The sequence below is a fragment of the Mycolicibacterium sp. XJ1819 genome (assembly GCF_053483675.1).
Genome location: NZ_JBEFST010000012.1, coordinates 161,704 through 185,695 on the forward strand (window position 1 = coordinate 161,704; position 23,992 = coordinate 185,695).

Sequence of the window (23,992 nt, forward strand, 5' to 3'; positions counted from 1 at the left end):
GGCGTGTCGCGCGCACTTTACGTCTGCTCGCGCAGGGCGCGCTTGAGCACCTTCCCGTAACTGTTCTTCGGCAGTTCGTCGATGAACTCGTAACGCTTCGGCCGTTTGAACCGGGCGATGCGCTCGAGCAGATGCGCGTCGAGTTCCTCGGCCGACGCCGAGCCGACGATGAACGCCACCACGACCTCGCCCCACTCCTCGTCGGGAGCGCCGACGACGCCGGCCTCCTCCACGCCGGGGTGCTCGAGTAGCACCTCCTCGACCTCGCGGGGATAGATGTTGCTGCCGCCGCTGATCACGACATCCTTGGAGCGGTCGCGCAGCGTCAGAAAGCCCCGCTCGTCGAACGAGCCCATGTCGCCGGTGTGCAGCCAGCCGTGCCGAAGCGTCTTCGCGGTGGCCTCCGGGTTGGTCCAGTACCCGACCATCACCACGTCACCGCGGCAGACGATTTCACCCACCTCGCCGACGGCGGCCGGGGTGCCGTCTTCGCGTAGCACCGCGACGTCCACCCCTGACCGCGCGTAGCCGACCGAGCCCAGGATGGCGTCGTCGGTGCCTACGTGGTCGGCGCGGCGCAGTCCGGTGATCGTCATCGGCGCCTCGCCCTGTCCGTAGAGCTGGACGAAGATCGGGCCGAACGCCGCCATCGCCTTCTTCAGGCTGTCGACGTACATCGGGCCGCCGCCGTAGACCACCGTGTTCAGGTTGGCAGGGCGGGGGCGGCCGGTGGCCACCAGTCGCTGCACCATCGTCGGTGCCAGGAACGCGCTGCAGCCGGGATGATGTTCGCACAGGTCGAGGAATTCCTCCGGTTCGAAGGCGCCCGACGCGGGGATCACCTGCCGCGCGGCCCGCAACACGTACGGCGGTACGTAGAGCCCGGAGCCGTGCGACATCGGCGCGCCGTGCACCAGACTGCAGTTCTGGTCGGGGGAGTCGAAGTCGGCCAGGTGCGCGACGGTCATCGCCATCAGGTTGCGGTGGGTGAGCATCGCGCCCTTCGAGCGGCCGGTGGTGCCGCTGGTGTAGAACAACCACGCCAGCGCCGACGGATCGGTGTCGCGCGGCGAGGCGATGGGCTCGGCGGCCAACCGGCTCGAATAGGCCGCAGAGTCAACGGCTTCGATCGGCACCGAGGTCAGCGGCGCCAGCTCGGCGCCGATCTTCGGCGACGCGAACACCTGCGAGACGCCCGCATCGTCGAGGATCTGTTCCATCTCGAGGGGGTGCAGTTTGTAGTTCAGCGGTACCACCACGCACTCGGCTGCCCACGCGGCGAACATCAACTCGACGATCTCCGGGCGGTTCTCACTGGCGATCGCGATGCGCGCGCCCGGCGCCCCCAGCGTGGTGGCCAGCCGCAGCGCGCGCGTGCGCAGTTCGGACCAGGTGTGCAGTTGGCGCTCACCGTGATACACCGCGCCCCGGTCACCGCAGCGACTCGCGGACTGCTCGAGAAGTTGGAACAGGTTCAACGCGCGACCCATTCGGAGTTCAACGCGAAGTCCGACAGGTACTTCGTCGAACTCCACCCGCCGTCGACGACGATGGTCTGGCCGTTGATGAAGCTTGCTCCCTCGGAGCACAAAAACGCCACGGTGGCGGCGATGTCGTCGACCTCGCCCAACCGCGGATAGGGCGTCATCTCGGTGTTGATCTTGCGGAACCGGTCGTCATCGAGCCTGGTCGCCACCATCGGGGTCAGCGTGACTCCGGGCGCGACGGCGTTGCAGCGGATGCCCTGCGGACCGTACTGGCAGGCGATGTGGGCGGTCAGTGCCGTCATTCCGCCCTTGGCCGCCGAGTATGCCCCGCCGCGTAGCCCACCGACCACCGCGAAGGTGGAGGTGATGTTGATGATCGCCGACCCGGACTTCATGTGCACCACGGCCTCGCGGGCCAATCGGAACGGTGCGCGCAACATCAGGCCGAGGAAGTAGTCCAGCGACTCGTCGTCGGTCTCGTGCAGCGGTTTGGGGCTGCCCACCCCCGCATTGTTGATCAGAAAGTCGATGCGGCCCCATCTTTGGAGCGCGGTGTCGACGATGCGCCGCGGCGCGTCCTCGGCGGTCAGATCGGCGGCGACGGTGGCCACGCGGTCGGGATCGCCGATCGCCGCCTCCAGTTCGGCCAGCCGGGCCTCGTCGCGGCCGGTGCCCAGCACCGCCATGCCCATCTCGGCGAGCTTTGTCGCGCAGCCCGTTCCGATGCCGCTGCTCGCCCCGGTCACGATCGCCACTTGCGCCATGTCATTTCCCCTTCAGCAGAGTCGCCCGGATCTGGTGCTTGAGGATCTTGCCCGCATCGTTCTTGGGCAGCGCATCCCAGACCACCACCCGCTCGGGGATCTTGAACTTGGCCAGCCCCTGTCCGATCAACAGCTCTCGGATGTCGGACAGCTCCGGCGCCGGAGCATCGCCGGCCACGATCACCGCGCAGGCCCGTTCACCGGTGCGGTCGTCGGGCACCCCGACGACCGCGATCTCCGCGATGCCCGGATGGCCGATCAGCAGGTCCTCGACCTCCTTGGGCGAGATGTTCTCGCCGTTGCGGATGATGATGTCCTTGGCCCTGCCGGTGACGACGAGATGATCGTCGTCGACCCAGCGGCCCAGATCGCCGGTGCGGAAATAACCTTCGTCGTCGAACGCGGCGGTCTCGTCCTCGGTGTGCAGATAGCCGACGAGCATCTGCGGGCCACGCGCGCAGATCTCACCGTCGACGAGTTTGATGTCGGCGATACCGGCCCGGCCGTCGGTGTCGGCCGCATGCTCGATGTCGTGCAGCGATCCCACGGTGGTGACGGGCACCTCGGTGGACCCGTACACCCGGCTCATCGCGGCGTGGTCGAAGTAGTCGGCCGCGGAGCGGATCAGCGACGGGGGCACCGACGCGCCGCCGCAGATGAACACCTTCAGATCCGGCAGGCGGGTCTCGGCGCGTTCGGCGGCGGCGAGTAGTCCGTCGAGAAACGTTGTGGCGCCAGCCATGTGGGTGCTGCGTTCGGCGAGCATCAGGCTCACCGCGGCGTCGGCGTCCCAGCGCTCCATCAGCACCGCCGTCGTGCCCAGCAGCAGCGGACATTCGAACGCGTAGATGGAGCCGCCGATGTGGGCGATCGGCGACGGCACCAGAAACGAGTCGCCCGCGGCGACCAGCCAGTGCTCGCCGATCTGACGGATCAGGGCGTGGATCGAATTATGGCTGTGCAGCACGCCTTTCGGACGGCCGGTGGTGCCGGAGGTGTACAGGATCATGCGCACCGCGTCGGGATTGAGCACCGGCAGCACCGCCGGATCCGTCTCGGCGACCAACGACTCGTAGGAGGTGTGCCCGCCGGCGGGCCCGCGCAGCACCACGACCTCGGGTGGTGACGCGACCCCGGCGACGACCCGGCTCAGCATCGCGGCATAGTCGTGACCGCCGAAGCCGGCGGGGACGAAGACCGCCCTGGTGTCGGCATCCGACAGGATGAACTGCAATTCGCGGTCGCGCAGCGACGGCAGGATCGGGTTGACCACCATGCCCGCCAGCGTCGCGCCCAGGTAGATGACCGCGGCCTCGTGCCAGTTCGGCAGCATGAACGACACCGTGCTGCCGGCGGGCATCCGGGCGGTCAACGCGTGGGCCATCGCCATGGATTGGCGGTGAAGGCTCTGACAGTCCAGTCGGATGTCGCCGTCCACCAACACGGTTCGGTCCGGGGTGGACCTGGCGGCGTCGCGAAGTGAGTCGGCAAGGGTCTCGCGAACCCACAGCCCGCGCCGGTAGGCGTCGGCCGCGCGCGACTCGTCGACCCTCATTGGCCCGCCTGGCGCCTGACTCGGCGCATGGTCATCGTGTGCCGGTACCGCGAGGACGGGTGGGTGTTGACGGTGACCTGCGCGACCTCTCCGTCGGAGGTGGTGTAGGTGCGTTGCAGCTCCAGGGCGGCGCTGCCCGGTGCGACCTTGAGCGCGTCGGCGAGTTCGGCGGACACCGGTATCGCCGAGATCTCCTGGCGCACCTCGACGATGCTCACCCCGAACAAATCCTCGATCAGCGGGAAGATCGGACCGGAGTGGCGTTGCAGCAGCCGGCCGACGGCCGCGAACGCCCGGTTGATGTAGTACTCGGTGGTGCACACCGGGGCGGCGCTGTCCTCGGCGCGCCGGTAGCCGCGCACGGCCAACCACTCGGTTCCGGCGGTCAGCCCGGTGCGCGCGGCGAGGTCGTCGTCGAGGGTGACCATCGCGTTGGACTCGATCGTCAGCTGGGCGCCGGAGGCGAATGCGAGCAGGTCGTTGATCGAGACCACGTCCTGCACATAGCTGTTGGTGGTCGGACGTGGCACCACCAGAGTGCCTGCGCGGGGGCGGGAGGCCACCAGGTTGTCCTCGCGCAGCCGGCGCAGTGCCTCGCGAACGGTGTAACGGCTCACCTCGAAACGTTCGCACAGCTGCTGCTCGGTCGGCAGTTGGGAACCGACCGGGTACACCCCGTCGACTATCTCTTTGCGCAGGGTGCGTGCGACCTGGAGATAGCGGTGGTTGGCGGCGGTCACGGTCATGTGCGGCGCAACGCCAGGATGCTGCCGTCGCCGTCGGCCGAGATGAACAGCGTGCCGTCGGCACCGACGGTGATGCCCGCGAACGGGCCCTGCGGGCCGGAGAACGGCGGCATCCCCCGCAGCGGCTTGGGAGTCACTCCGGGTGGCGCGCCGACGGGCAGACCGGTGGCGATCGTGGTGCGCTCGCCGCTGGCAATGTCGAACTCCACCACCTCCTTGGCGCCGGCGTCGACGACGTAGAGCTGCCGGCCTGCGACGGCGATGCCCTGCGGCCGCTGCAGACCGTCGAGCACCGGCTGCGTCGACCCGTCGACGCGCACCACCCGGCCCGCGCCCGATTCGGCCACCAGCGGCACCCCGTCGGGCGCGAACGCCACACCGACCGGGTCCTGCAGGCCCGACGCCACCACCTCGACGTTGCCCGAGTGCAGCGCGTGCACCCGGCCGGTGCCGAGTTCGGCGAACATCACGGTGTCATTCGGGCCGATCGCGACACCGTAGAGTTGATCGAATCCGTCTGCGAGGTAGTCGGTTTCGCCGTCATTCGGCCGGTAGCGCCCGATCTGGCCGCCCGACGTCGAGACGACGAAAACACCGGGCCCCGCGGGCGCCAACCCCCGCAGGAAGCCGGGGTAGCCGGGGGAGAACAGCATCCCGACGGTGCGCAGTGACCCGTCGTCGGCGGCGGCGTAGAAGTACGTGCCGTCGGCGACGTAGAGCGTGCCGTCCTGCCCGACCGCCAGATCCAGCGGCCAGTTCAGCCCGCCCGCGAGCACGGTGCGGGTCTGGCCGGAGCCGAGCACCTCGGTGATCTCACCGGTGAAGTTCGACACCAACAACCGGTCGCCGGCCAACGTCAGGTTGTCCAATCCGGGATTCAGTTGGGCCAGAACGGTTTTCTCACCGCTGCGCGGGTCGATCCGGAGCACCTGCCCACTGGCGACCTGCGTGCTGACGATGTCGCCCGCTGCGTCGAACTTCACCGCGTCGGGCACCCCGAGGTCGGCGGCGACGCGCTGGGGCTCGCCGGGGTCGTCGGGGTCTATCCGCCAGATCTCGTTGGCCGTCATCAGCGGGTAGTAGAGCCACCCGTCCGGGCCGACCTCCATCGCGTTGGGCGACGGCAGGTCCTCGAGAAGAACCCGGGTCGCGCCGGTGGCTCGATCGAGTTCCATCAACCGGCCGCCGTCGCGGCACTCGTTGACGAACAGTCGGTCGCGATGCACGGTGATGCCGTTCGCACACGGTAGATCGTCGCGCAGCACCCGGGTGGTGCCGGTGGGCTCGCGCACGCTGACCCGCCCGTCCATCACCTCGGTGGCGAACAGGTTGCCGCCCGAGTCGAACGCGACGTCGTCGGGCGCGATGATCTCACCGCCCTTGGGGCTCACGGTGTCGAGCCGGCCGGAGGCCAGGTCCAACGCGCTGATCTGGCTGCCCGTCACCTGCGCGACATAGACACGGCCGTCGGGCCCCGTGCGCAGACCGTTCGCGCCGAACAACCGGCTCGGCGCGGTGATCCTGTCGAGCCGCCAACCGTCGGTGGTGGCCGGGGCGGTCGCGGGGTACCGCGTCGTGGGAACGGTCATGACCTCGGACGTTATCAAGCCAGGCTAGTCCAGACAATATCTAAATTCATCCAACGCGTGGCCTTGACGCCGTGATAACCGCTGCGGAATAGTGTTCTGCGATATGCAGAGCATCATACGTTGTCCGGACAAATAGCATGGCCGGTCTTCTCAGCCTGGCCGGGCGGGTGGTCGTCGTCTCGGGTGCCGGTGGCGGTGGAATCGGCACCACGGTGACCCGGATGGCGGCCGAGGCGGGCGCCACGGTGGTCGCGGTGAGCCGGTCGTCGGAGAACCTCGACGAACACGTCGCGCCGCTGGCCCGGCGGGGCCTACAGGTCGTGCCCGTGGCCGCCGACGCCTCCACCGACGAGGGCATCGCCGCGGTGATGGACCGGGTGCACCGGACCGACGGCGACCTGTACGGGTTGGTGAACATCGCGGGCGGCGCCGCACCGTCGACGTGGATGCCCTCGACCCGCGTCACCCGGGAGGACTGGCGGGCGTTGTTCGCCGCCAACCTCGAGACGGCCTTCTTCATGAGCCAGGCCGTGGCCGCCGAGATCCGGAGTCGGCAGAAGCCGGGATCGATCGTCTCGGTGTCCTCCATCAGCGGACTGAACACCGCCCCGTTCCACATCGCCTACGGCACGGCCAAGTCCGCGGTGGCCGCGATGACGCGCACCATGGCCGTCGAGCTGGCCCTCGACAACATCCGTGTCAACGCGATCGCACCGGGGGTGACCGAGACCGCCGCCTCGCGCACCTATGTCGACGAAGATCCGGAGCGGGACCGCCGCGCGATCGCGATGGGTAGGCGCGGCACACCCGAAGAACAAGCCGGCGCCATCCTGTTTCTGCTGTCGGACCTGTCGAGCTACATCACCGGCCAGACGCTTCTCGTCGACGGCGGGCTGAACCTCAAGTGGACCCACCTCGGCACCGACAACACGTCTCTGTTCCTCAAGGACGAAGGTTTCCGCAGCGCGATAAGGAGATTCTGATGACCGACCTGGACGCGAAAGTCGATGCCTCCGAAGAGCTGTCCGAGCCGATGACGATCGGCGTGGAGGCCTACATCTCCGAGGACTACGCCCGCGCCGAGCGCGACAAGCTGTGGCGCAAGGTGTGGCAGCAGGTGGGCCGTGTCGAAGAACTGCCCGAGGTGGGCAGCTATCTGACCTATGACATCCTCGACGACTCGATCATCATCGTACGAACGGGCCCGAACGAATTCGCGGCGCACCACAACGTGTGCATGCACCGCGGCCGCCGACTGGTCGACACCCCCGAGGGCGCCAAGAACGCGTGCGCCAAGGCGCGCAAGTCGTTCGTCTGCGGATTCCACGGCTGGACATACGGTCTGGACGGCGCGTGTACCCACATTCGGGAACAGGACGACTGGAAGGGCGCCCTGACACCGCAGAACACCCACCTGGTGCCGGTCAAGGTCGACTCCTGGGGTGGCTGGCTGTTCGTCAACATGGACCCCGACTGCGAACCACTGGCCGACTACCTGTTCCCGGCCGCCAAGATCCTCGACCCGTTCGGTCTGGAAAACATGCGCTACAAGTGGCGCAAGTGGCTGTACTTCGACTGCAACTGGAAGGTCGCGATGGAGGCCTTCAACGAGACCTACCACGTGTTCACCACCCATCCGGAGTTCAACAAGTTCGGCGAGTTCAAGGGCTGGGCCAAGGCGCAGGGCAAGCACAGCAACATCGGCTACGAGGCGCCGAAAGACCTGGAGGCCACCAGATCCAAGATCAGGCTTGGCACCGGTGCAGATCCCCGGGTGTCGACCGCCGAGATGCAGGTCTACACGATGGAGGAGACCAACGCGACCACCACGCAGACGCTGGTCAACGCCGCCAAGCGGTTGGTCGACGAACTGCCCGAGGGCACTCCGGCCGACAAGGTGCTCGAACACTGGCTGTCGTCGGCGCGCCGCGACGACGAGGCCCGCGGGGTGATCTGGCCGACGATCCCGCCCGACATCCTCGGGCAGGCCGGCACCGCGTGGCAGCTGTTCCCGAACTTCCAGATCGGTCAGGGATTGACCAGTGCGCTGTGCTACAGCGCACGACCGCACCCGAGCTACGACCCGAACAAGTGCATCTTCGAGGTCGCGGTCTTCGAGTTGTTCCCGAAGGGCCAAGAGCCCCAGACCGAATGGGAGTACACCCCGAAGGACAGCCCGAACTGGCTGTCGGTGCTGCCGCAGGACTTCTCCAACATGGCAGCCGTACAGCAGGGGATGAAGTCGCTCGGCTTCAGTGGCACCAGACCCAATCCGTACCGCGAACGCAGCACGGTCAACCTGCACCATCAACTGTCCAAGTACATGGGCACCGGCCAACCACGGGAACTCTGATGACGATGTTTGGCAGCGGCTGCGCGCCGACCGAAACCCCCGACGACGTCGACATCGACCCGCTGCGGGAGAAGTACCGCCTGGAGCGCGAAAAGCGGTTGCGCCCCGACGGTTCCAAACAATACGTCGAGCTCACCGACGAGTTCGCCGGCTACTACGAGACCGATCCGTACACGCCGGTGGCGCCGCGCGACCCGATCACCGAGGAGATCGACGTCGCCGTCCTCGGGGGCGGGTTCGGCGGCCTGCTGTCGGCGGTGCACCTGAAGAAGGCCGGCGTCGACGACGTGCGCATCATCGAACTCGGCGGCGACTTCGGCGGGGTGTGGTACTGGAACCGCTATCCCGGCATCCAGTGCGACAACGAATCATATTGTTATATCCCGCTTCTGGAAGAGCTCGACTTCATGCCGAGCAAGAAGTTCGCCGACGGCGCCGAGATCTATCAGCACTGCCGCAACATCGGAAAGCACTTCGGCCTCTACGACAAGGCGATCTTCTCCACCCAGGTGCGCGATCTGCGGTGGGACGACGACGCCAAGCGCTGGCGCATCAGCACCAACCGCGGCGACGACATCCGGGCGCGGTTCGTGGTGATGGCCTCGGGTCCGTTCCACCGGCCCAAACTGCCCGGCATCCCCGGGATCACGGAGTTCAAGGGGCACAGCTTCCATTCGTCGCGGTGGGACTACGACTACACCGGTGGCGACTCCACCGGCGGCCTGCACAAGCTGTCCGACAAGAAGGTCGCCGTCATCGGCACCGGTGCGACCGCGATCCAGATCGTGCCGCATCTGGCCCGCGACGCCCAACACCTGTACGTGTTCCAGCGCACGCCGTCGACCGTCGACGAGCGCAACAACACGGCCACCGACCCGGAATGGGTCAAGACGCTGCAGCCCGGCTGGCAGAAGGAGCGGCAACGCAACTTCCACGCCTGGACGTTCGAGGGGATGGCGCCGGGCCAGCCGGATCTGGTGTGCGACTTCTGGACTGAACTGGGCCGCAACACCGCGGCCCGGGTGATGGCACTTGACGATCCGACGTCGCTGACGCCGGAACAGTTCATGGCGATCCGGGAAGAAGAGGACTACAAGTTGATGGAGCGGCTGCGCCGCCGCATCGACGACCTCGTCGAGGATCCCGCGACCGCGGAGGCGCTCAAGCCCTACTACCGGTTCCTGTGCAAGCGGCCGCTGTCCAACGACGAGTACCTGCCCGCGTTCAACCGTCCGAACGTCACGCTGGTCGACGTCTCGTCGTCGCAGGGCGTCGAGCGCATCACCGAGAAGGGATTGGTGGCCAACGGCACCGAGTACGCCGTCGACTGCATCATCTACGCCAGCGGTTTCGAGATCACCACCGACATCAGCAGGCGCTACTCCATCGACGCCATCGAGGGCCGGGACGGGCGCTCGCTCTACGACTACTGGCGCGAGGGCTACCACACCCTGCACGGCATGACCAGCCGCGGCTTCCCCAACCAGTTCTTCACCGGCTTCACCCAGGTCGGCATCTCGGCGAACATCGCCGCGAACTACGAACTGCAGGGCGAGCACATCGCCTACATCATCGCCGAGACCCTCGCCCGCGGCGCCACCACCGTCGAGCCGACCCAGCAGGCCCAGGACAACTGGTGCCGCACGATCCGTGAAACCGCCATCGACAACTCGGCTTTCGACGCCTCGTGCACCCCGGGCTATTACAACAACGAAGGCGGGGGCGGCGGTGAAGGTATCCGGTCACACCTCGGCGAACCCTACGGGCCGGGCTTCTACGCGTTCGGCGACCTGCTGGCCGAATGGCGGGACAAGGGCGATCTCGATGGCCTGGTCCTCGGAAACTAGCGATTTGTGTGCGTTTAGGAGCGGTGAGCGCTCCTTTCCGCACACAAATCGGAGGTTGCTATGAGATTCGATGACCGGGTCGCGGTTGTCACCGGCGCCGGGCGTGGACTGGGCCGGTCGTATGCGCTGCTGTTGGCGTCGCGCGGCGCGAAGGTCGTCGTCAACGATCCCGGCGGCGGCCTCGCGGGTGACGGCGTCAACGCCACACCAGCTGACGAGGTGGTGCGCGAAATCACCACGGCGGGCGGCCAAGCCGTCGCCAGCGTCGACTCGGTAGCCACTCCGCAGGGCGGTCAGGCGATCGTCGACACGGCATTGGAGCGCTTCGGCCGCATCGACATCGTCGTCCACAACGCGGGCATCGTGCGCTACGCGTCGCTGAAGGAGATGACCTACGACGACTTCGAGGCCGTGCTCGACGTCCATCTGCGCGGCGCGTTCCACGTGGTGCGACCGGCCTTTCCGGTGATGTGCGACGCCGGTTACGGCCGCATCGTGCTGACGTCGTCGATCGGCGGACTCTACGGAAACCACCGGGTGGCCAACTACGCCGTCGCCAAGGCGGGCGTGATCGGGTTGTCCAACGTGGCGGCCATGGAGGGCGCCGAGCACGGGGTGAAAAGCAACGTGATCGTGCCCGCTGCGGTGACTCGAATGGCCGAGGGCATCGACACCTCGGCCTATCCGCCGATGGGACCGGAGTTGGTGGCACCCGCGGTCGGTTGGCTGGCGCACGAATCCTGTTCGGTCACCGGGGAAGTGCTGATCGCGCTGGCGGGCCGGATCGCTCGGGCCGTCGTCGCCGAGAGTCCCGGCGTGTACCGGCCGTCCTGGTCGATCGAAGAGGTCGGGGAGCATCTCGCGGCCATCCGCGACATGTCGGAGCCACTGGTCTTTCCCGTCGTCCCCGACGGTCACGGCGACCACATCCGGTACAGCTTCGCGATGGCTGCCACGGGAGCTCACCATGGCTAGCGGACCACTGGCGGGCGTGCGTGTGGTGGATCTGACCGCGATGGTGGCGGGCCCCTACTGCACGCAGATCATGGCGGACATGGGCGCTGACGTCATCAAGATCGAACCGCCACAAGGGGATAACACGCGGTTCATCTCGGTGGGACCGGAGTCGGGCATGAGCGGGGTGTTCGTCAACGTCAACCGCGGTAAACGCAGCGTCGTGGTCGATTTGCAGACCGACGACGGCAAGGCGGTGATGCGGGCACTGATCGAACGTGCCGACGTGTTCATCCATTCGATGCGGTCCAAGGCGGTGGCCAAGCTGGGCTTCGGCTACGACGACGTGGCGGCGATCAACCCGGCCATCATCTACACGAACTGCTACGGATACGGCCGCCGCGGACCTGATCGCGACCGTCCGGCCTACGACGACACCATCCAGGCCGAGTGCGGACTGTCCGCCGTCCAACAGCAACTGACCGGTGAAGTGGACTACGTCGGCACCATCATGGCCGACAAGGTCGCCGGGCTGACCGCGCTGTATGCGACGACGATGGCGCTCTTCCACCGCGAGCGCACCGGGGAGGGTCAGGAGGTCGAGGTCGCCATGTTCGAGACGTTGGCGGCGTTCATGCTCGTCGAGCACGCCAACGGCGCCATGTTCGACCCTCCGCTCGGGCCCGCCGTCTACCCGCGCACCGTCGCGCCCAACCGCAGGCCGTACCGCACCAGCGACGGCTACATCGCCGCGCTGATCTACAACGACAAACACTGGAACGCGTTCGTCGACGCCGTGCGGCCCGCGTGGAACAGCGACGACTACGCCACACTCGAACTGCGCGCCAACAACATCGACGCGGTGTACGGGCTGGTGGCGCAGACCATGACGGAGCGCACCACCGACGAGTGGCTGGCGCTGTTCCGCAAGCTCGAGATCCCCGCCGCCGCGCTCAACACCCCGGGCGCGCTGTTCGACAACGAACACCTCAACGCGGTCGGGCTGTTCGAGACCGTGGACACCCCGCACGGGCCGGTGCGCTTTCCCGGTGTGCCGACGTGGTTCTCGCGCACCCCCGGCAAGGTTGCGGGTCCGGCGCCGCTGCTGGGGGCCGACACCGACGACGTGCTTGCCGAGCTCGGGCTGACCGAACATCAAGCCGCGGGATCGGGGTAGCGGTGGATTTCGAGATGGGGCCGAAGGCCGCGCAGCTGCGCGGCGAGTTGCGCACGTTGGTCAAAGAACATATACCCGACGGCTTTCTGGGCGCATTCACCGACGACCCCGACGACCTGGAGACGGCGCAGCGGTTCTGCCGGTTGCTGGCCGAGCGCAACCTGCTGTGCATGGCCTGGCCGGAGGAGTTCGGCGGAGGCGGCGCCTCGGTGTGGGAGCAGACGGTGGTGCGCGAGGAGATGTGGGCGCACCACGAACCGCGCGGGGCGCAGTACATGGGGGTCAACTGGGTCGGGCCGATCATCATGCGCCACGGCACCGAAGAACAGCAACGCAAGCACCTTCCGCCGATAGCGCGCGGTGAGGTGATCTGGTGTCAGGGGTTCTCCGAACCGGAGGCCGGCTCGGATCTGGCGTCGCTGCGGACCAGTGCGCGTCGTGACGGCGACGGCTGGCTGGTCAGCGGGCAGAAGATCTGGACGTCCTACGCGACGATGGCGCAGTGGTGCTTCCTGCTGGCGCGAACGTCGAAGGGCCAGAAGAAGCAACAAGGCGTGACCATTTTCCTTGTCCCGATGGACGATCCGGCGATCCAGGTGCGGCCGATCCGCGCCATGCTGGGCCCGCACCACCTCAACGAGGTGTTCTTCGACGACCTGCGGGTCACCGAGGCCGATGTGCTGGGCACCCTCGACGAGGGATGGTCGGTCGTGCAGGACGTGATGTCGTTCGAGCGGGTCGGCATCGCCCGCTACGCGCGCTGCGAACGCCTCCTGGCCGCGGCGCCCACCGTGCTGGGCGACCGCTGGGGCGAGTTGCCCGCCGAACTGCGCGGTCGGTGGATGCGGATGCTGACGCACTGCCGCCGCGCCCGCCTGATGGCCTACCGGGTGGTGTCGATGCAGAGCAGCGGACGAGTCCAACCCGGCGACGCCGCCGCGTACCGGATCGCGGTCACCAGACTCGATCAGGACAGCGCGGAGGTGTTGTCCGACATCGCCGCCGAGGTGCGCCACGACGATCCGAACGCGACGTGGTTTCTCGACGAAGTCGAGGACCACTGGCGCTATTCGCAAGCATCCACCGTGTCCTCGGGCAGCATCGAGATGCAGCGGATCCTGTTGTCCCGCGCGCTGTTGGCGGCGGCGAAATGAGCGAGATGATTCTCGATCTGTCCGACGACGCCAAGGAGTACGGGCGCCAAGCGCTTCGGGCATTCGAGGCCGCTGGCGGTGACCTGCTGGTGCAGCAGGCCGAGGCCAAACCCGAGTTGCGTGAATCGCTGGTCGGCCCGGTGCTGGCCGAACTCGGCGCATGGGATCTGGACCCGCGCGGCGACACCGACGGCCTGGAGGCCGCCGCCGCGCTGTGCCGCAGCGCCGGCCACTGGGCGCTGCCCTACCCGGTGGCCGAGCGCTTGGCGGTGCCCGCCGGCCTCGACGCCGACGGACTGATCGTGATCGCAGGCAACCGCCCCGCCGGGCCGGTGGTGGGGCTAGAGACCCGTTGGGCCACCGTCGATGTCGGCGGCACCCGCAGCATGGTGACCGGGCAGGCGGCCGCGGGCCCCGCCTTCGTCACCGAACTTCAGTTGGCGGCGATCGACGACGCCGGCGCCGACGACATTGCGCTCGGCCTGGCGCTGCCGTGCTGGACGCTGCTGGGCATGCTGGACCGCGCGCTGGAGTTGACGATCGCGCACGTGAGCCTGCGCAAGCAGTTCGGGCAGACGCTGTCGTCGTTTCAGGGCGTGCAGTTCCAGCTCACCGACGCCGAGGTGGAGCGCAGCGGGCTGGACATCCTCGCCAAGTACACGCTGTGGAGCATCGCCACCGGCCGGCCCGAAGCGCTCGACGACGCTCTGGCACTGCGGATGTCGGCGCTGGAGGCGGCCGAGGTGGTGTTCCGGGTGTGTCATCAACTGCACGGCGCGGTCGGGTTCTGTGACGAGACCACGCTGTCGTGGCTGTCGCGCTACAGCCAACCCCTGCGCCGGCTGCCGTGGGGGCTCTCGGCGACCCGCGACCTGCTCACCCGCAGCGCGGGGCGACGGGGACTGACCGGGCTCTACAGCGGCGGTGAACGGTGAGGGTCGTGGTGATCGGCACCGGGTTCGGCAAGCACGCCGCCGCACCCGTCTACCAGAGCCTGGGGCACGAGGTGGACGTCGTCAGCCCCCGCGACTCCGCGGGCGTGCGCGACGCCCTGGCCTCCGAGGCCGACCTCGTCTCCGTGCACTCGCCGCCGTTCATGCACCTCGAGCACGTGATGGGCGCGATCGACAACGGCCGGGCGGTGCTGTGCGACAAGCCCTTCGGCCGCAGCACGGCCGAAGCCGAGAAGATGCGCGACCGTGCCTCGCGGGCGGGCGTCCTGCACTTCCTGAACTTCGAGTTCCGGTACACCGAATCGTGGGCCAAGCTCAAGGACCTGGCCGACACCGGATCGATCGGCACCCCCCAGCATCTGAACTGGACCTTCTTCGGCAGCGGGCTACGTGGGCGCGAGTTCGGCTGGCTCAACGATCGCGACCTCGGCGGCGGGTGGATCGGGGCCTACGGCTCACACCTCATCGACTTCACCCGGTGGCTGTTCGGCAGTGAGGTGGCCGACTGCGGTGGCCTGACCCGCATCGACGGGTCGGCTGCCGGGGCGACCGCCGAGGACGCCTACTCGGCGTGGTTCACGATGGACAACGGGTGCACCGCCACCCACGACACCGGGTTCGCGGCCGCGGTTCCGGTCGTTCCGCGCGCGACACTGACGGGCAGCGACGGCGTGGTCGAGCTGACCGCCGACACCACGCTCGTGCTTCGTCGGCCCGGCCAGGACCCGCAGAGCTTCGAGTTCGCCCCGCCGCCGAAGCGGTCGCCGCCGCCTGCGCTGGCGTCGTTTCTGGCCGAGGTCACCGAGGCACTGCGCACCGGCACCCAGATCGCCCCGTCCTTCGACGACGGCGTCGCCGTCGCGCACGTGATGGATCGGCTGCGGGCGGTCGCCTCATGACCGCGTCGCTACACGAGTTCCGCACCACCGTGCGCCAGTGGTGTGCCGAACACGTTCCGCGCGATTGGCGCCGGGCGCAGACGGACGTCACCGACGAGGAGTTCGTCGCATTCCAGAAGAACTGGTTCGCGACGCTGCACAGCGCCGGTTTCGCGGTCCCGCACTGGCCCGGCGAATGGGGCGGCGGGATGCCGGTGGCCGAACAGGTGGTGCTGTACCAGGAACTGGCTGCCCACGACGCGCCACGACTGGTGTTGGCGTTCGTCGGCATTCACCACGCCGCGTCGACCCTGCTGGTGGCGGGCACCGACGAACAACGCCGTCGCCACCTGCCGGCGATCCTGGACGGCGAGATCTGGGTGCAGGGGTTCTCCGAGCCGGAGGCGGGTTCCGACCTCGCCGCCCTGCGCACCACCGCACGCAGGCAGGGCGACTCGTACGTCGTGAACGGTCAGAAGCTGTGGGCCAGCGGCGCCACCCACGCCGACTGGTGTCTCCTGCTGGCCCGTACCGACCCCGAAGCGCCGAAACGCAAAGGCATTTCGTACTTCCTGATGGACATGGCGACCCCGGGTGTCGAGGTGCGCCCGATCCGCAACGCGATCGGCGACTCGCACTTCTGCGAGATCTTCCTCAACGACGTCGTCATACCTGCGGCCAACCTCGTCGGCGCGGAGAACACCGGCTGGCAGGTGGCACAGGCCACGCTCGGCGCCGAGCGCGGCATGACCATGCTCGAGTTGGCCGAACGCCTCGGCAATGCCGGCTTCCGCTGGCTGGTCGAGGCGGCCGACGTCGACGACCCGATCGTCGCCGACCGGCTTGCCCAGTTCGAGATCGAGATCACCGGACTGCGTGGACTGTGCCGAAAGCTGGTCGAAGACAGCACAACCGGACCGGCGGATCCGGCAGGTGCCTCCATCGTCAAGCTGTACTACAGCGAACTGCTGCAACGGATGACCGACTTCGGCGCGGAGATCGGCGGGCTTGCCGTCCACACCGAGTTGGCCAAGCCCCGCTCCAGCGGCTGGGAGTCGGGCGCCTGGGTGCTCGACTTCATCGGGTCCTGGGAGTGGACGATCCCCGGTGGCGCCAGCGAGATCCAGCGCACCATCATCGGCGAGCGGGGCCTCGGGCTGCCGCGGGAACCAAGTAGCGCATGATGGCCCAGGAAAGCACAGAGTTCACCGAGTTCCACGACGAGTTGCGCGCCGTCGCCGCCGACCTGCTGGCCAAGGATCGGACCGTCGGGTGGCCGGCGCTGGCCGACGCCGGCTGGGTGGGCCTGGAGGTGCCCGAGGAGTTCGGCGGCGCGGGAGCCACCTTCGCCGAGGTCGCCGTCGTCTGCGAGGAGATCGGCCGCGCGGCCGCCGCCACCCACTACCTCGGTAGCGCCGTACTGGCGGTGGGCACGCTGAACGCCCTGCAGCCCAGCGACACCCGAGACGCCCTGCTGGCCGACGTGGCCTCCGGCGCCGTGCGGGTGGCGGTCGCGCTGGGCCCGACAGATTTCGTGCCGGACGCCGAGGGCGCCGACCGCGTCCTGATGGTCGGCGAGCACGATGTGACCGTGACGGCCCCCACCGTCGAACCCCGACCGGTGCTCGACGAGACCCGCAGCCTGGCCGCCGTGGACCCGACGGCCGCCGAAACCGGTACGCAGACACTGCGTTTCGACAGTGATCCTGCGGCCGCTGTTCGGCGGTTGCACGACAGGGCGGCGGTCGCGGTCGCATGCGACAGCCTCGGTCTCAGCGAGGCGATGCTGACCGCCACCGTCGACTACGTCAAGGTCCGTCAGCAGTTCGGCAGGCCCATCGGCTCCTTCCAGGCCGTCAAGCACGCGTGCGCCGACATGCGCGTCGGCATCGCCGTCACCCGCGAACTCGTCGGCGCGGCAGTGCAGGCCGTCGCCGGAGGGTCGCCGGACACCGCCACCGCGGCGGCGATGGCCAAGGCGTACGCCGGCAGCACCGCCGTGGACATCGCCGGCAAGGCCATGCAGTTGCACGGCGGTATCGGATACACGTGGGAGAGCGGGATCCACGTCTACCTCAAACGCGCCGCACTCAACCGCTCGTTGTTCGGCTCGCCCGCAACCCACCGCAGAGAACTAGCCAAACGCTACCGATAACTAAGGAGTCCCCATGGGTGTACCGGTCTACAAACGCATCCTCGACCTGTTCGAGGCCGAGGGCGTCAACACGCTGTTCGGCATTCCGGATCCCAACTTCGTGCACATGTTCGCCGAAGCACACGCCCGTGGCTGGTCGGTGGTGGCGCCGCACCACGAGCTGAGCGCCGGGTTCATGGCCGAGGCCGTCTCCCGGATGACCGGCGGGCCGGGCCTGTGCATCGGCACGCTGGGCCCGGGCATGGCCAACATCGCAGGCGCGATCCAGTGCGCCAAGGTGGAGAACTCGCCGGTGATCTTCCTCGGCGGGCAGCGCGCCCGCATCACCGAACGCCGGGTTCGCCGCGGTCGCATCCAGTTCGTCAGGCAGGAACCGCTTTTCGCGCCGTCGGTGAAGTACAGCGCGTCGATCGAGTACCCCGACCAGACCGACGAGATCATCCGCGAGGCGATCCGGCGCTCCCTGTCGGGAACCCCGGGCCCGAGCTACGTCGAATACCCGTCGCACGTGCTGCTCGAGGAACTCGACGTGCCCGATGCGTTGCCGCCCAACAGATATCGGCTGGTCAACCAGGGCGCCGGCGCCAACGAGATCGCCGAGGCCGCCCGACTGATCCGGGCCGCCGAGAGCCCGATCCTGCTGGTCGGGCACGGCGTGCACACGTCGCGGACCCAGGCGGCGGTCAAGGAACTCGCCGACCTGATGGCGTGCCCGGTGATCCAGACCTCGGGCGGCACGTCGTTCATCCCCGGCCTGGAGGACCGCACCTTCGCCTACGGGTTCTCGCCCTCGGCCGTCGACGCCGTCGTCGCCTCGGATCTGTGCGTCGCGTTGGGCACCGAACTCGGCGAGCCCGTGCACTACGGCAAGACCCGGCATTGGGCCGAACGCGACGACGTACGCAAATGGGTTCTCGTCGAACAGGATCCGATGGCGATCGGGGTCAACCGCCCGATCGACGTCCCGCTGGTCGGTGATCTGCGCGGTGTCGTCCCGCAACTGGTCGAGGCGCTGCGCGACAATCCGCGGACCTCGTCGGCCAACCTCGACGTGCTGATCAAGAAGGACGCCGAGGAGCTCGCCCAACTCGCCGAGAACGCCCCGTCCGGGCGCACCCCGGTGCACCCGGCGCGGTTCGTCGTGGAGGCCACCCGCGCCTTCCCCGAGGACGGGATCATGGTCCGCGACGGCGGGGCGACGGTGATCTTCCAGTGGACCTACTCGCAGGCCAAACCTCGCGATGTGATCTGGAATCAGAACTTCGGCCACCTGGGCACCGGGTTGCCCTATGCGGTCGGCGCCTCCATCGCAGAGGGACGCAAGCGGCCCGTCATGCTGCTCACCAGCGACTCGTCGTTCCTGTTCCACATCGCCGAACTGGAAACCGCGTTGCGCGAAGGGCTGCCGCTGGTGTGCGTGGTGGGCGTCGACCACCAGTGGGGCCTGGAGGTCGGCGTGTACAAGCGCACCTTCGAGCAGCCGTCGCCGCAGCCCGGGGTGCACTGGAGCAAGGACGTCCGGTTCGACAAGATCGCCGAGGGCTTCGGCTGCCACGGCGAGTACGTGGAGAAGGACGACGAGATCGGCCCGGCCATCGCGCGGTCCTTCGCCAGCGGAAAACCGGCGGTGGTGCACGTGTGCATCGATCCCAAGGCAAACTCCGAGGAAATGCCGAAGTACGAGGAATTTCGAACCTGGTACGCAGAGGGCACGCAATAAGCTCGGGTTCGAGGAAAGGCAGGAAGCCATGCGCGAGTATCTGAAGTTCTACATCGACGGCAAGTGGGTCGACCCGGTCGAGTTGACGACCCTAGACGTCGACAATCCGACAACCGAGCAGGTCTCGGGCAAGATCGCGGTGGGTTCGGCCGCCGACGTGGACAAGGCCGTCAAGGCGGCAAGGAAGGCGTTCGAGGCCTGGTCACAGTCCACCCGCGAGGAGCGCCTGGACCTGCTGCAGGCGATCCTGGCCGAGTACCAGAAGCGGTCGGCGGACCTGGGCGCCGCGGTGTCCGAAGAGATGGGCGCGCCGCCCGCGCTGGGAACCGGCGCGCAGGTGATGATGGGCCTGGGCCATCTCACCAACGCGATCGACGCGCTGAAGAACTACTCGTTCGAGGAGCCGCGCGGGTCCACGCTGGTGATCAAGGAGCCGATCGGGGTGTGCGGGCTGATCACCCCGTGGAACTGGCCGATCAACCAGATCGCCTGCAAGGTCTACCCGGCGTTGGCGACGGGGTGCACGATGGTGCTCAAACCGTCTGAGGTGGCGCCGTATTCGGGCCAGATCTTCACCGAGGTGATGGACGCGGCCGGGGTACCCGCTGGCGTCTACAACATGGTGTTCGGCGACGGTCCGGGCGTGGGCGTCGCGCTGTCCAGCCATCCCGACGTCGACATGGTGTCGTTCACCGGGTCGACGCGCGCGGGCATCGACGTCGCGCGCAACGCCGCGCCGACGGTGAAGCGGGTGACCCAGGAACTCGGCGGCAAGAGCCCCAACATCGTGCTCGACGACGACAACTTCGCACAGAACGTCGCGGTCGGCGTCAAGGCGATGATGCCGAACTCGGGGCAGAGCTGTAACGCCCCGTCGCGGATGCTGGTGCCCGCCTCGCGCAAGGACGAGGCGATCGCGGTGGCCAAGTCGACCGCCGAGCAGGTGAAGGTCGGCGATCCCGAGGACAAGAGCGCGATCGGTCCGGTGGCCTCCAAGGCCCAGTTCGACAAGATCCAGGGGCTGATTCAGAAAGGCATCGACGAGGGCGCAACGTTGGTGGTCGGCGGCCCGGGCCGGCCCGACGGGCTCGACACCGGCTACTACGTCAAGCCGACGGTGTTCGCCGACGTCACCAACGACATGACGATCGCCCGCGAGGAGATCTTCGGGCCGGTGTTGTGCATCCTCACCTACGACGACCTCGACGACGCCGTCGAGATCGCCAACGACACCGAGTACGGCCTGGCCGGCTATGTCTCGGCGGCCGATCTCGAGGCGGCGCGTGCGGTCGCGCGCAGAATCCGCGCCGGTTCGGTGGCGATCAATCACGCCTTCGACCTCAACGCCCCGTTCGGTGGGTACAAGCGCAGCGGCAACGGACGCGAGTGGAGCGAGTTCGGCTTCGACGAGTACCTGGAGATCAAGGGGGCGCTGGGCTACGCGCCCGCGTGATGAGTTTTCGGCGCGGCGGTGGTCTTCATCGGTGACTGATTCCTGACACCGAAGGAGACCACCATGCCCGTCCGTCTCAGCGCGCCCGTCGGCGCCCCCAACTGGATCGACCTGGCCACCTCCGACACCGAAGGCGCGCAGCGGTTCTACCGCGACGTCTTCGGGTGGACGTTCGAGTCATACGGCCCGGACTACGGCGGATACCTCAACGCAATGCAGGAGGGAAGGCCCGTCGCCGGGCTGATGTTCAACGATCCGCAGTGGAACAGCCCGGACGGCTGGAGCACCTACTTCCACACCACGGACGTGCGGGCCACCATCGCCAAGGCCACCGCGGCCGGCGCGTTCGCCTGTGTCGACCCGGTCGAACCGATGGAGATCAAGGACAAGGGCTGGATGGGTCTGCTCACCGATCCGACCGGCGCGTTCTTCGGCCTCTGGCAGCCGACCGGGCACCAGGGTTACGAGCTTGTCAACGCCCACGGTGCGCCGGTCTATCACCAGCTGACCACCCGCGAGTACGGCAAGGCCATCGACTTCTACCGCGAGGTGTTCGACTGGCAGGTGACCAACGTTTCGGACACCGACGAGTTCCGTTACAGCACAGCTGATTTCGACGGTGAGGCGCTTCTGGGTGTGATGGACGGGTCTGTGCTGCCCGACGGTACGCCGTCGACTTGGTCGTTCTTCCTCGGTGCCGACGACGTGGACAAGACCGTGCAGTTGGTGGTCGACAACGGCGGCAGCGTGATCCGCGGCGCCGAGGACACGCCGTATGGCCGGTTGGCCGCGGTCGCCGACCCGACGGGAGCGACGTTCAACCTGTCGTCGCTGCAGTGACCGTCAGGCGGTAGAGGCGCCCAGCGCGAAGTCGGCGAAGTCGAAACCCGGGACCACCACGCAACTCACCAGGCACGGTTGGTCGTCGCGGGGGCGGGCGCGCTGCCAGTGCCCGGGTGGTACGACGAGCTGGGGATGTTCGCCGGCCGCGACGTCGGCGCCGAGCAGATAGGTTGTCGCAGAGTCCTGTTCGGGTCCGAACTCGAGCAGCAGCGGCCCGCCGGAGTGGTACAGCCAGACCTCGGCGCTGCGCACGGTGTGCCAGGCGGACTGCTGACCGGGCATGAGCAGGAAGAGGATGGCCGTTCCGGCGCTGCGCGGGCCGGTGTAGTCGGGCGGCAGCGCGGATTGGGGCATCGTCAGTTCGCTGCGCCATGTTTCCCGGTACCAACCGCCTTCGGGGTGCGGGGCAAGGTCGAGGCGGCGCGCCCAGTCGGGAAGTTCGGTCATTGCCATACCGTAGTCTCAACCGCATGTCACGCGTGCGTCCCGGCTGGCTGGTCGCGTTGTGCGGGGCGATCGTCGTGGTGAGTTGCTGGCTGCCGTGGTTGACGGCGCCGGGTGGGGCGCGCGCCGGCGCGATCGGCGGCGTGGTGGGCGATCTGCCCGCACAGCTCACCGGTTTCGGTGTGGGTCAGGCGATCGTGCTGCTGGCGGCGACGCTGATCGTCGCCGGGGCGATGGCGGCACGCGGGCTGTCGGCGCGGGCGGCATCGTCGGCGACGCTGACGATTTCGGTTCTGCTCGTGGTCCTCACGGTCTGGTACTACCGGTTGTACGTGTACCCACCGGTGTCGGCGGGCTTCGGCCTGTATCTCGGTGGGGCCGTGGCGATTCTGGCCGTCGTGCTCTCCGTGTGGGCGATGGTCGCCGCCTGGGCGGCCACACCGGTGGCATGACCGCCCTGGCGGATCGTGGTTATCCGGATTCGACGGTCGTCGGCTCGATCGACTTCTGGCCCGCGCCGTGGGCAACCTCGATCTTGCGGGGCTTGGCGCGTTCGGCCAGCGGGATGGTGACGGACAGGACGCCGTTCTCGTAGGTTGCCGTGATGGCCGAGGCGTCGACGCCCTCACCGAGCGACAACTGCCGACGGTAGGTGCCGAAGAACCGTTCGTTGGCCAGCCACTGCACGCCGTCGTCGTCGGAGCGCGCGGACCGGTGGGCCGAGATGGTCAGCGTGCCGTTGTCGACGCTGACGTCCACCGAACCGGGGTCGACGCCGGGCAGGTCGGCGGTCAGCAGGTAGTGGTCGTCGATCTTGCACAGGTCCATCGGCATGAACCGCGGAGCCCGATTCGATCCGGCTTGAGGGCTCAAGAGGCCCCTCGTCAATGCGTCAAGGTCACTGAACGGATCAAAACGAAGCACAGTAACCACCTCCTACGTCGCGTCAGGCCCGCCACCCTGGCGGGCAGCTGAATCACTGTGCACCTGCGATTTTAGCACTCGCATGTTGCGAGTGCTAACGCCTTGCGTTGACTTTCCGCGACGTTTTCCCGGCGGTCGGGCCTCACGAGGCGGCCCCGTCGGCTGCGGGTCTGAACCGACGAGACCTCAGCTCGGGTGGCGGTCGACCGTCACCTGAGCTTGTAGAGAGGTTGCCACATGGGGACATGCACAAACGTGGGGCACCGGGTCTGGTGTAACCGGGCGCTGCGGCGGGAAGCCTTGGCACATGGCTGCGCCGAATCACGATCTCGCCCAGCGAATGGCTGACCTGGCCAGATCGGTGGCCGGACCCCGCACCGTCGACGAGGTGCTCGCCGATGTCACCTCGACGGCGCGGGAGTTGATACCGGGTGCGGACACCGTCGGCGTGCTGCTGGTCGGCAAGGGCGGCAAATTCGAGTCGCTGGCGGGGACCTCGGAACTGCCGCACACGCTCGACGAGATCCAGATGACGTACGGGGAAGGGCCGTGTGTGCAGGCCGCCCTGGATCGGCTCATCCTGCGCACCGACGACTTCCGGTGCGAGGACCGGTGGCCACGGTACGCGGCCGCCGCCGTCGAGCACGGCGTGCTCAGCGGGCTGTCGGTGAAGCTTTATACCGCCGAGCGCACCGCCGGCGCGCTGAACATGTTCGGCTTCCGCCCCAACGCTTTCGACGCCGAGGACGAGACGACGGGCGCGATCCTGGCCGCGCACGCCGCGGCGGCGCTGTTGGCCAGCCGGCGCGGTGAGCAACTGCAGTCGGCGCTGACGACCCGTGACCGCATCGGGCAGGCCAAGGGCATCATCATGGAGCGCTACGGAGTCGACGAGGTCGCGGCCTTCGAGATGCTCAAACGGCTATCGCAAGACAGCAATGTCCGGTTGGCCGATATCGCCCAGCGCGTCATCGACACGCGCAACACGTGATTGAG

Annotated in this window: 22 protein-coding genes; 15 read left to right on the forward strand and 7 right to left on the reverse strand. The window is 68.0% G+C overall.

Annotated elements, in window-relative coordinates; genetic code table 11:
* Window positions 1-17: 17 nt before the first annotated feature.
* Genes ABQE89_RS15295 through ABQE89_RS15315 form a run of 5 tightly spaced genes read right to left on the reverse strand, consistent with a single transcriptional unit; the run spans window position 18 to window position 6,141 of the window.
* Window positions 18-1,478 (reverse strand): acyl-CoA synthetase, encoded by a 1,461-nt coding sequence (locus tag ABQE89_RS15295; RefSeq protein WP_448418032.1) that lies wholly within the window; start codon window positions 1,476-1,478, stop codon window positions 18-20.
* Window positions 1,475-2,251 (reverse strand): SDR family NAD(P)-dependent oxidoreductase, encoded by a 777-nt coding sequence (locus ABQE89_RS15300; protein ID WP_448417956.1) that lies wholly within the window; start codon window positions 2,249-2,251, stop codon window positions 1,475-1,477. The genes ABQE89_RS15295 and ABQE89_RS15300 overlap by 4 nt, the downstream gene beginning before the upstream one ends.
* 1 nt (window position 2,252) lies before the next feature.
* Window positions 2,253-3,806, reverse strand: a complete 1,554-nt coding sequence (locus tag ABQE89_RS15305) for an AMP-binding protein (protein WP_448417958.1) — start codon at window positions 3,804-3,806, stop codon at window positions 2,253-2,255.
* Entirely contained in the window at window positions 3,803-4,552 is a 750-nt protein-coding gene (locus tag ABQE89_RS15310) for a GntR family transcriptional regulator (RefSeq protein ID WP_448417960.1), read from the reverse strand. The genes ABQE89_RS15305 and ABQE89_RS15310 overlap by 4 nt, the downstream gene beginning before the upstream one ends.
* Window positions 4,549-6,141 carry an SMP-30/gluconolactonase/LRE family protein gene (locus ABQE89_RS15315; protein ID WP_448417962.1) on the reverse strand — a complete coding sequence of 531 codons (1,593 nt, stop codon included), beginning with the start codon at window positions 6,139-6,141 and terminating at the stop codon, window positions 4,549-4,551. Before ABQE89_RS15315 ends, ABQE89_RS15310 begins: the two co-directional genes overlap by 4 nt.
* A gap of 137 nt (window positions 6,142-6,278) precedes the next feature.
* On the opposite strand from ABQE89_RS15315, the gene ABQE89_RS15320 reads away from it, so the two are divergent.
* The 13 genes from ABQE89_RS15320 to ABQE89_RS15380 all read left to right on the forward strand — a co-directional run bounded on the left by ABQE89_RS15320 (window position 6,279) and on the right by ABQE89_RS15380 (window position 21,625).
* Complete coding sequence (locus ABQE89_RS15320; protein ID WP_448417964.1) at window positions 6,279-7,124, forward strand: SDR family NAD(P)-dependent oxidoreductase; 846 nt, start codon at window positions 6,279-6,281, stop codon at window positions 7,122-7,124.
* Window positions 7,124-8,494, forward strand: coding sequence for an aromatic ring-hydroxylating oxygenase subunit alpha (locus ABQE89_RS15325; RefSeq protein WP_448417966.1), 1,371 nt, complete (start codon window positions 7,124-7,126; stop codon window positions 8,492-8,494). The genes ABQE89_RS15320 and ABQE89_RS15325 overlap by 1 nt, the downstream gene beginning before the upstream one ends.
* Window positions 8,494-10,341, forward strand: coding sequence for a flavin-containing monooxygenase (locus tag ABQE89_RS15330; protein ID WP_448417968.1), 1,848 nt, complete (start codon window positions 8,494-8,496; stop codon window positions 10,339-10,341). Before ABQE89_RS15325 ends, ABQE89_RS15330 begins: the two co-directional genes overlap by 1 nt.
* Before the next feature lie 60 nt (window positions 10,342-10,401).
* Window positions 10,402-11,316 (forward strand): SDR family NAD(P)-dependent oxidoreductase, encoded by a 915-nt coding sequence (locus ABQE89_RS15335; protein ID WP_448417970.1) that lies wholly within the window; start codon window positions 10,402-10,404, stop codon window positions 11,314-11,316.
* A complete protein-coding gene (locus ABQE89_RS15340) occupies window positions 11,309-12,472 on the forward strand; it encodes a CaiB/BaiF CoA transferase family protein (RefSeq protein WP_448417972.1) in 1,164 nt (387 codons plus the stop codon). Before ABQE89_RS15335 ends, ABQE89_RS15340 begins: the two co-directional genes overlap by 8 nt.
* Window positions 12,473-12,486: 14 nt before the next feature.
* The gene (locus ABQE89_RS15345; RefSeq protein ID WP_448418034.1) at window positions 12,487-13,626 is read left to right on the forward strand and encodes an acyl-CoA dehydrogenase family protein; all 1,140 of its coding nucleotides are present in this window, start codon (window positions 12,487-12,489) and stop codon (window positions 13,624-13,626) included.
* 5 nt (window positions 13,627-13,631) lie between these two features.
* On the forward strand, window positions 13,632-14,561 hold the full coding sequence (locus tag ABQE89_RS15350) for an acyl-CoA dehydrogenase family protein (RefSeq protein ID WP_448418036.1): 930 nt from the start codon (window positions 13,632-13,634) through the stop codon (window positions 14,559-14,561).
* Between the two features lie 5 nt (window positions 14,562-14,566).
* The gene (locus tag ABQE89_RS15355) at window positions 14,567-15,478 is read left to right on the forward strand and encodes a Gfo/Idh/MocA family protein (RefSeq protein WP_448417974.1); all 912 of its coding nucleotides are present in this window, start codon (window positions 14,567-14,569) and stop codon (window positions 15,476-15,478) included.
* Window positions 15,475-16,641 (forward strand): acyl-CoA dehydrogenase family protein, encoded by a 1,167-nt coding sequence (locus ABQE89_RS15360; RefSeq protein ID WP_448417976.1) that lies wholly within the window; start codon window positions 15,475-15,477, stop codon window positions 16,639-16,641. Before ABQE89_RS15355 ends, ABQE89_RS15360 begins: the two co-directional genes overlap by 4 nt.
* Entirely contained in the window at window positions 16,641-17,612 is a 972-nt protein-coding gene (locus ABQE89_RS15365) for an acyl-CoA dehydrogenase family protein (protein ID WP_448417978.1), read from the forward strand. The genes ABQE89_RS15360 and ABQE89_RS15365 overlap by 1 nt, the downstream gene beginning before the upstream one ends.
* Window positions 17,613-17,625: 13 nt before the next feature.
* Window positions 17,626-19,332 (forward strand): thiamine pyrophosphate-binding protein, encoded by a 1,707-nt coding sequence (locus ABQE89_RS15370; protein ID WP_448417980.1) that lies wholly within the window; start codon window positions 17,626-17,628, stop codon window positions 19,330-19,332.
* Window positions 19,333-19,360: 28 nt separating this feature from the next.
* The gene (locus tag ABQE89_RS15375; RefSeq protein ID WP_448417982.1) at window positions 19,361-20,785 is read left to right on the forward strand and encodes an aldehyde dehydrogenase family protein; all 1,425 of its coding nucleotides are present in this window, start codon (window positions 19,361-19,363) and stop codon (window positions 20,783-20,785) included.
* Between the two features lie 63 nt (window positions 20,786-20,848).
* The gene (locus tag ABQE89_RS15380) at window positions 20,849-21,625 is read left to right on the forward strand and encodes a VOC family protein (protein ID WP_448417984.1); all 777 of its coding nucleotides are present in this window, start codon (window positions 20,849-20,851) and stop codon (window positions 21,623-21,625) included.
* Between the two features lie 3 nt (window positions 21,626-21,628).
* Here the strand turns inward: ABQE89_RS15380 and ABQE89_RS15385 are convergent, their stop codons facing one another.
* Window positions 21,629-22,075, reverse strand: coding sequence for a cupin domain-containing protein (locus ABQE89_RS15385; protein ID WP_448417986.1), 447 nt, complete (start codon window positions 22,073-22,075; stop codon window positions 21,629-21,631).
* A 23-nt stretch (window positions 22,076-22,098) separates the two neighbouring features.
* Here ABQE89_RS15385 and ABQE89_RS15390 point away from each other — a divergent pair, with 23 nt between their 5' ends.
* On the forward strand, window positions 22,099-22,524 hold the full coding sequence (locus ABQE89_RS15390; protein WP_448417988.1) for a hypothetical protein: 426 nt from the start codon (window positions 22,099-22,101) through the stop codon (window positions 22,522-22,524).
* A gap of 19 nt (window positions 22,525-22,543) precedes the next feature.
* Here the strand turns inward: ABQE89_RS15390 and ABQE89_RS15395 are convergent, their stop codons facing one another.
* Window positions 22,544-22,996: an Hsp20/alpha crystallin family protein gene (locus tag ABQE89_RS15395; RefSeq protein ID WP_448417990.1), complete on the reverse strand. Its 453-nt coding sequence runs from the start codon at window positions 22,994-22,996 to the stop codon at window positions 22,544-22,546.
* 307 nt (window positions 22,997-23,303) lie between these two features.
* Between ABQE89_RS15395 and ABQE89_RS15400 the strand changes: the two genes are divergently transcribed.
* Window positions 23,304-23,987 carry a GAF and ANTAR domain-containing protein gene (locus tag ABQE89_RS15400; protein ID WP_448417992.1) on the forward strand — a complete coding sequence of 228 codons (684 nt, stop codon included), beginning with the start codon at window positions 23,304-23,306 and terminating at the stop codon, window positions 23,985-23,987.
* The last annotated feature ends 5 nt before the right edge of the window (window positions 23,988-23,992 follow it).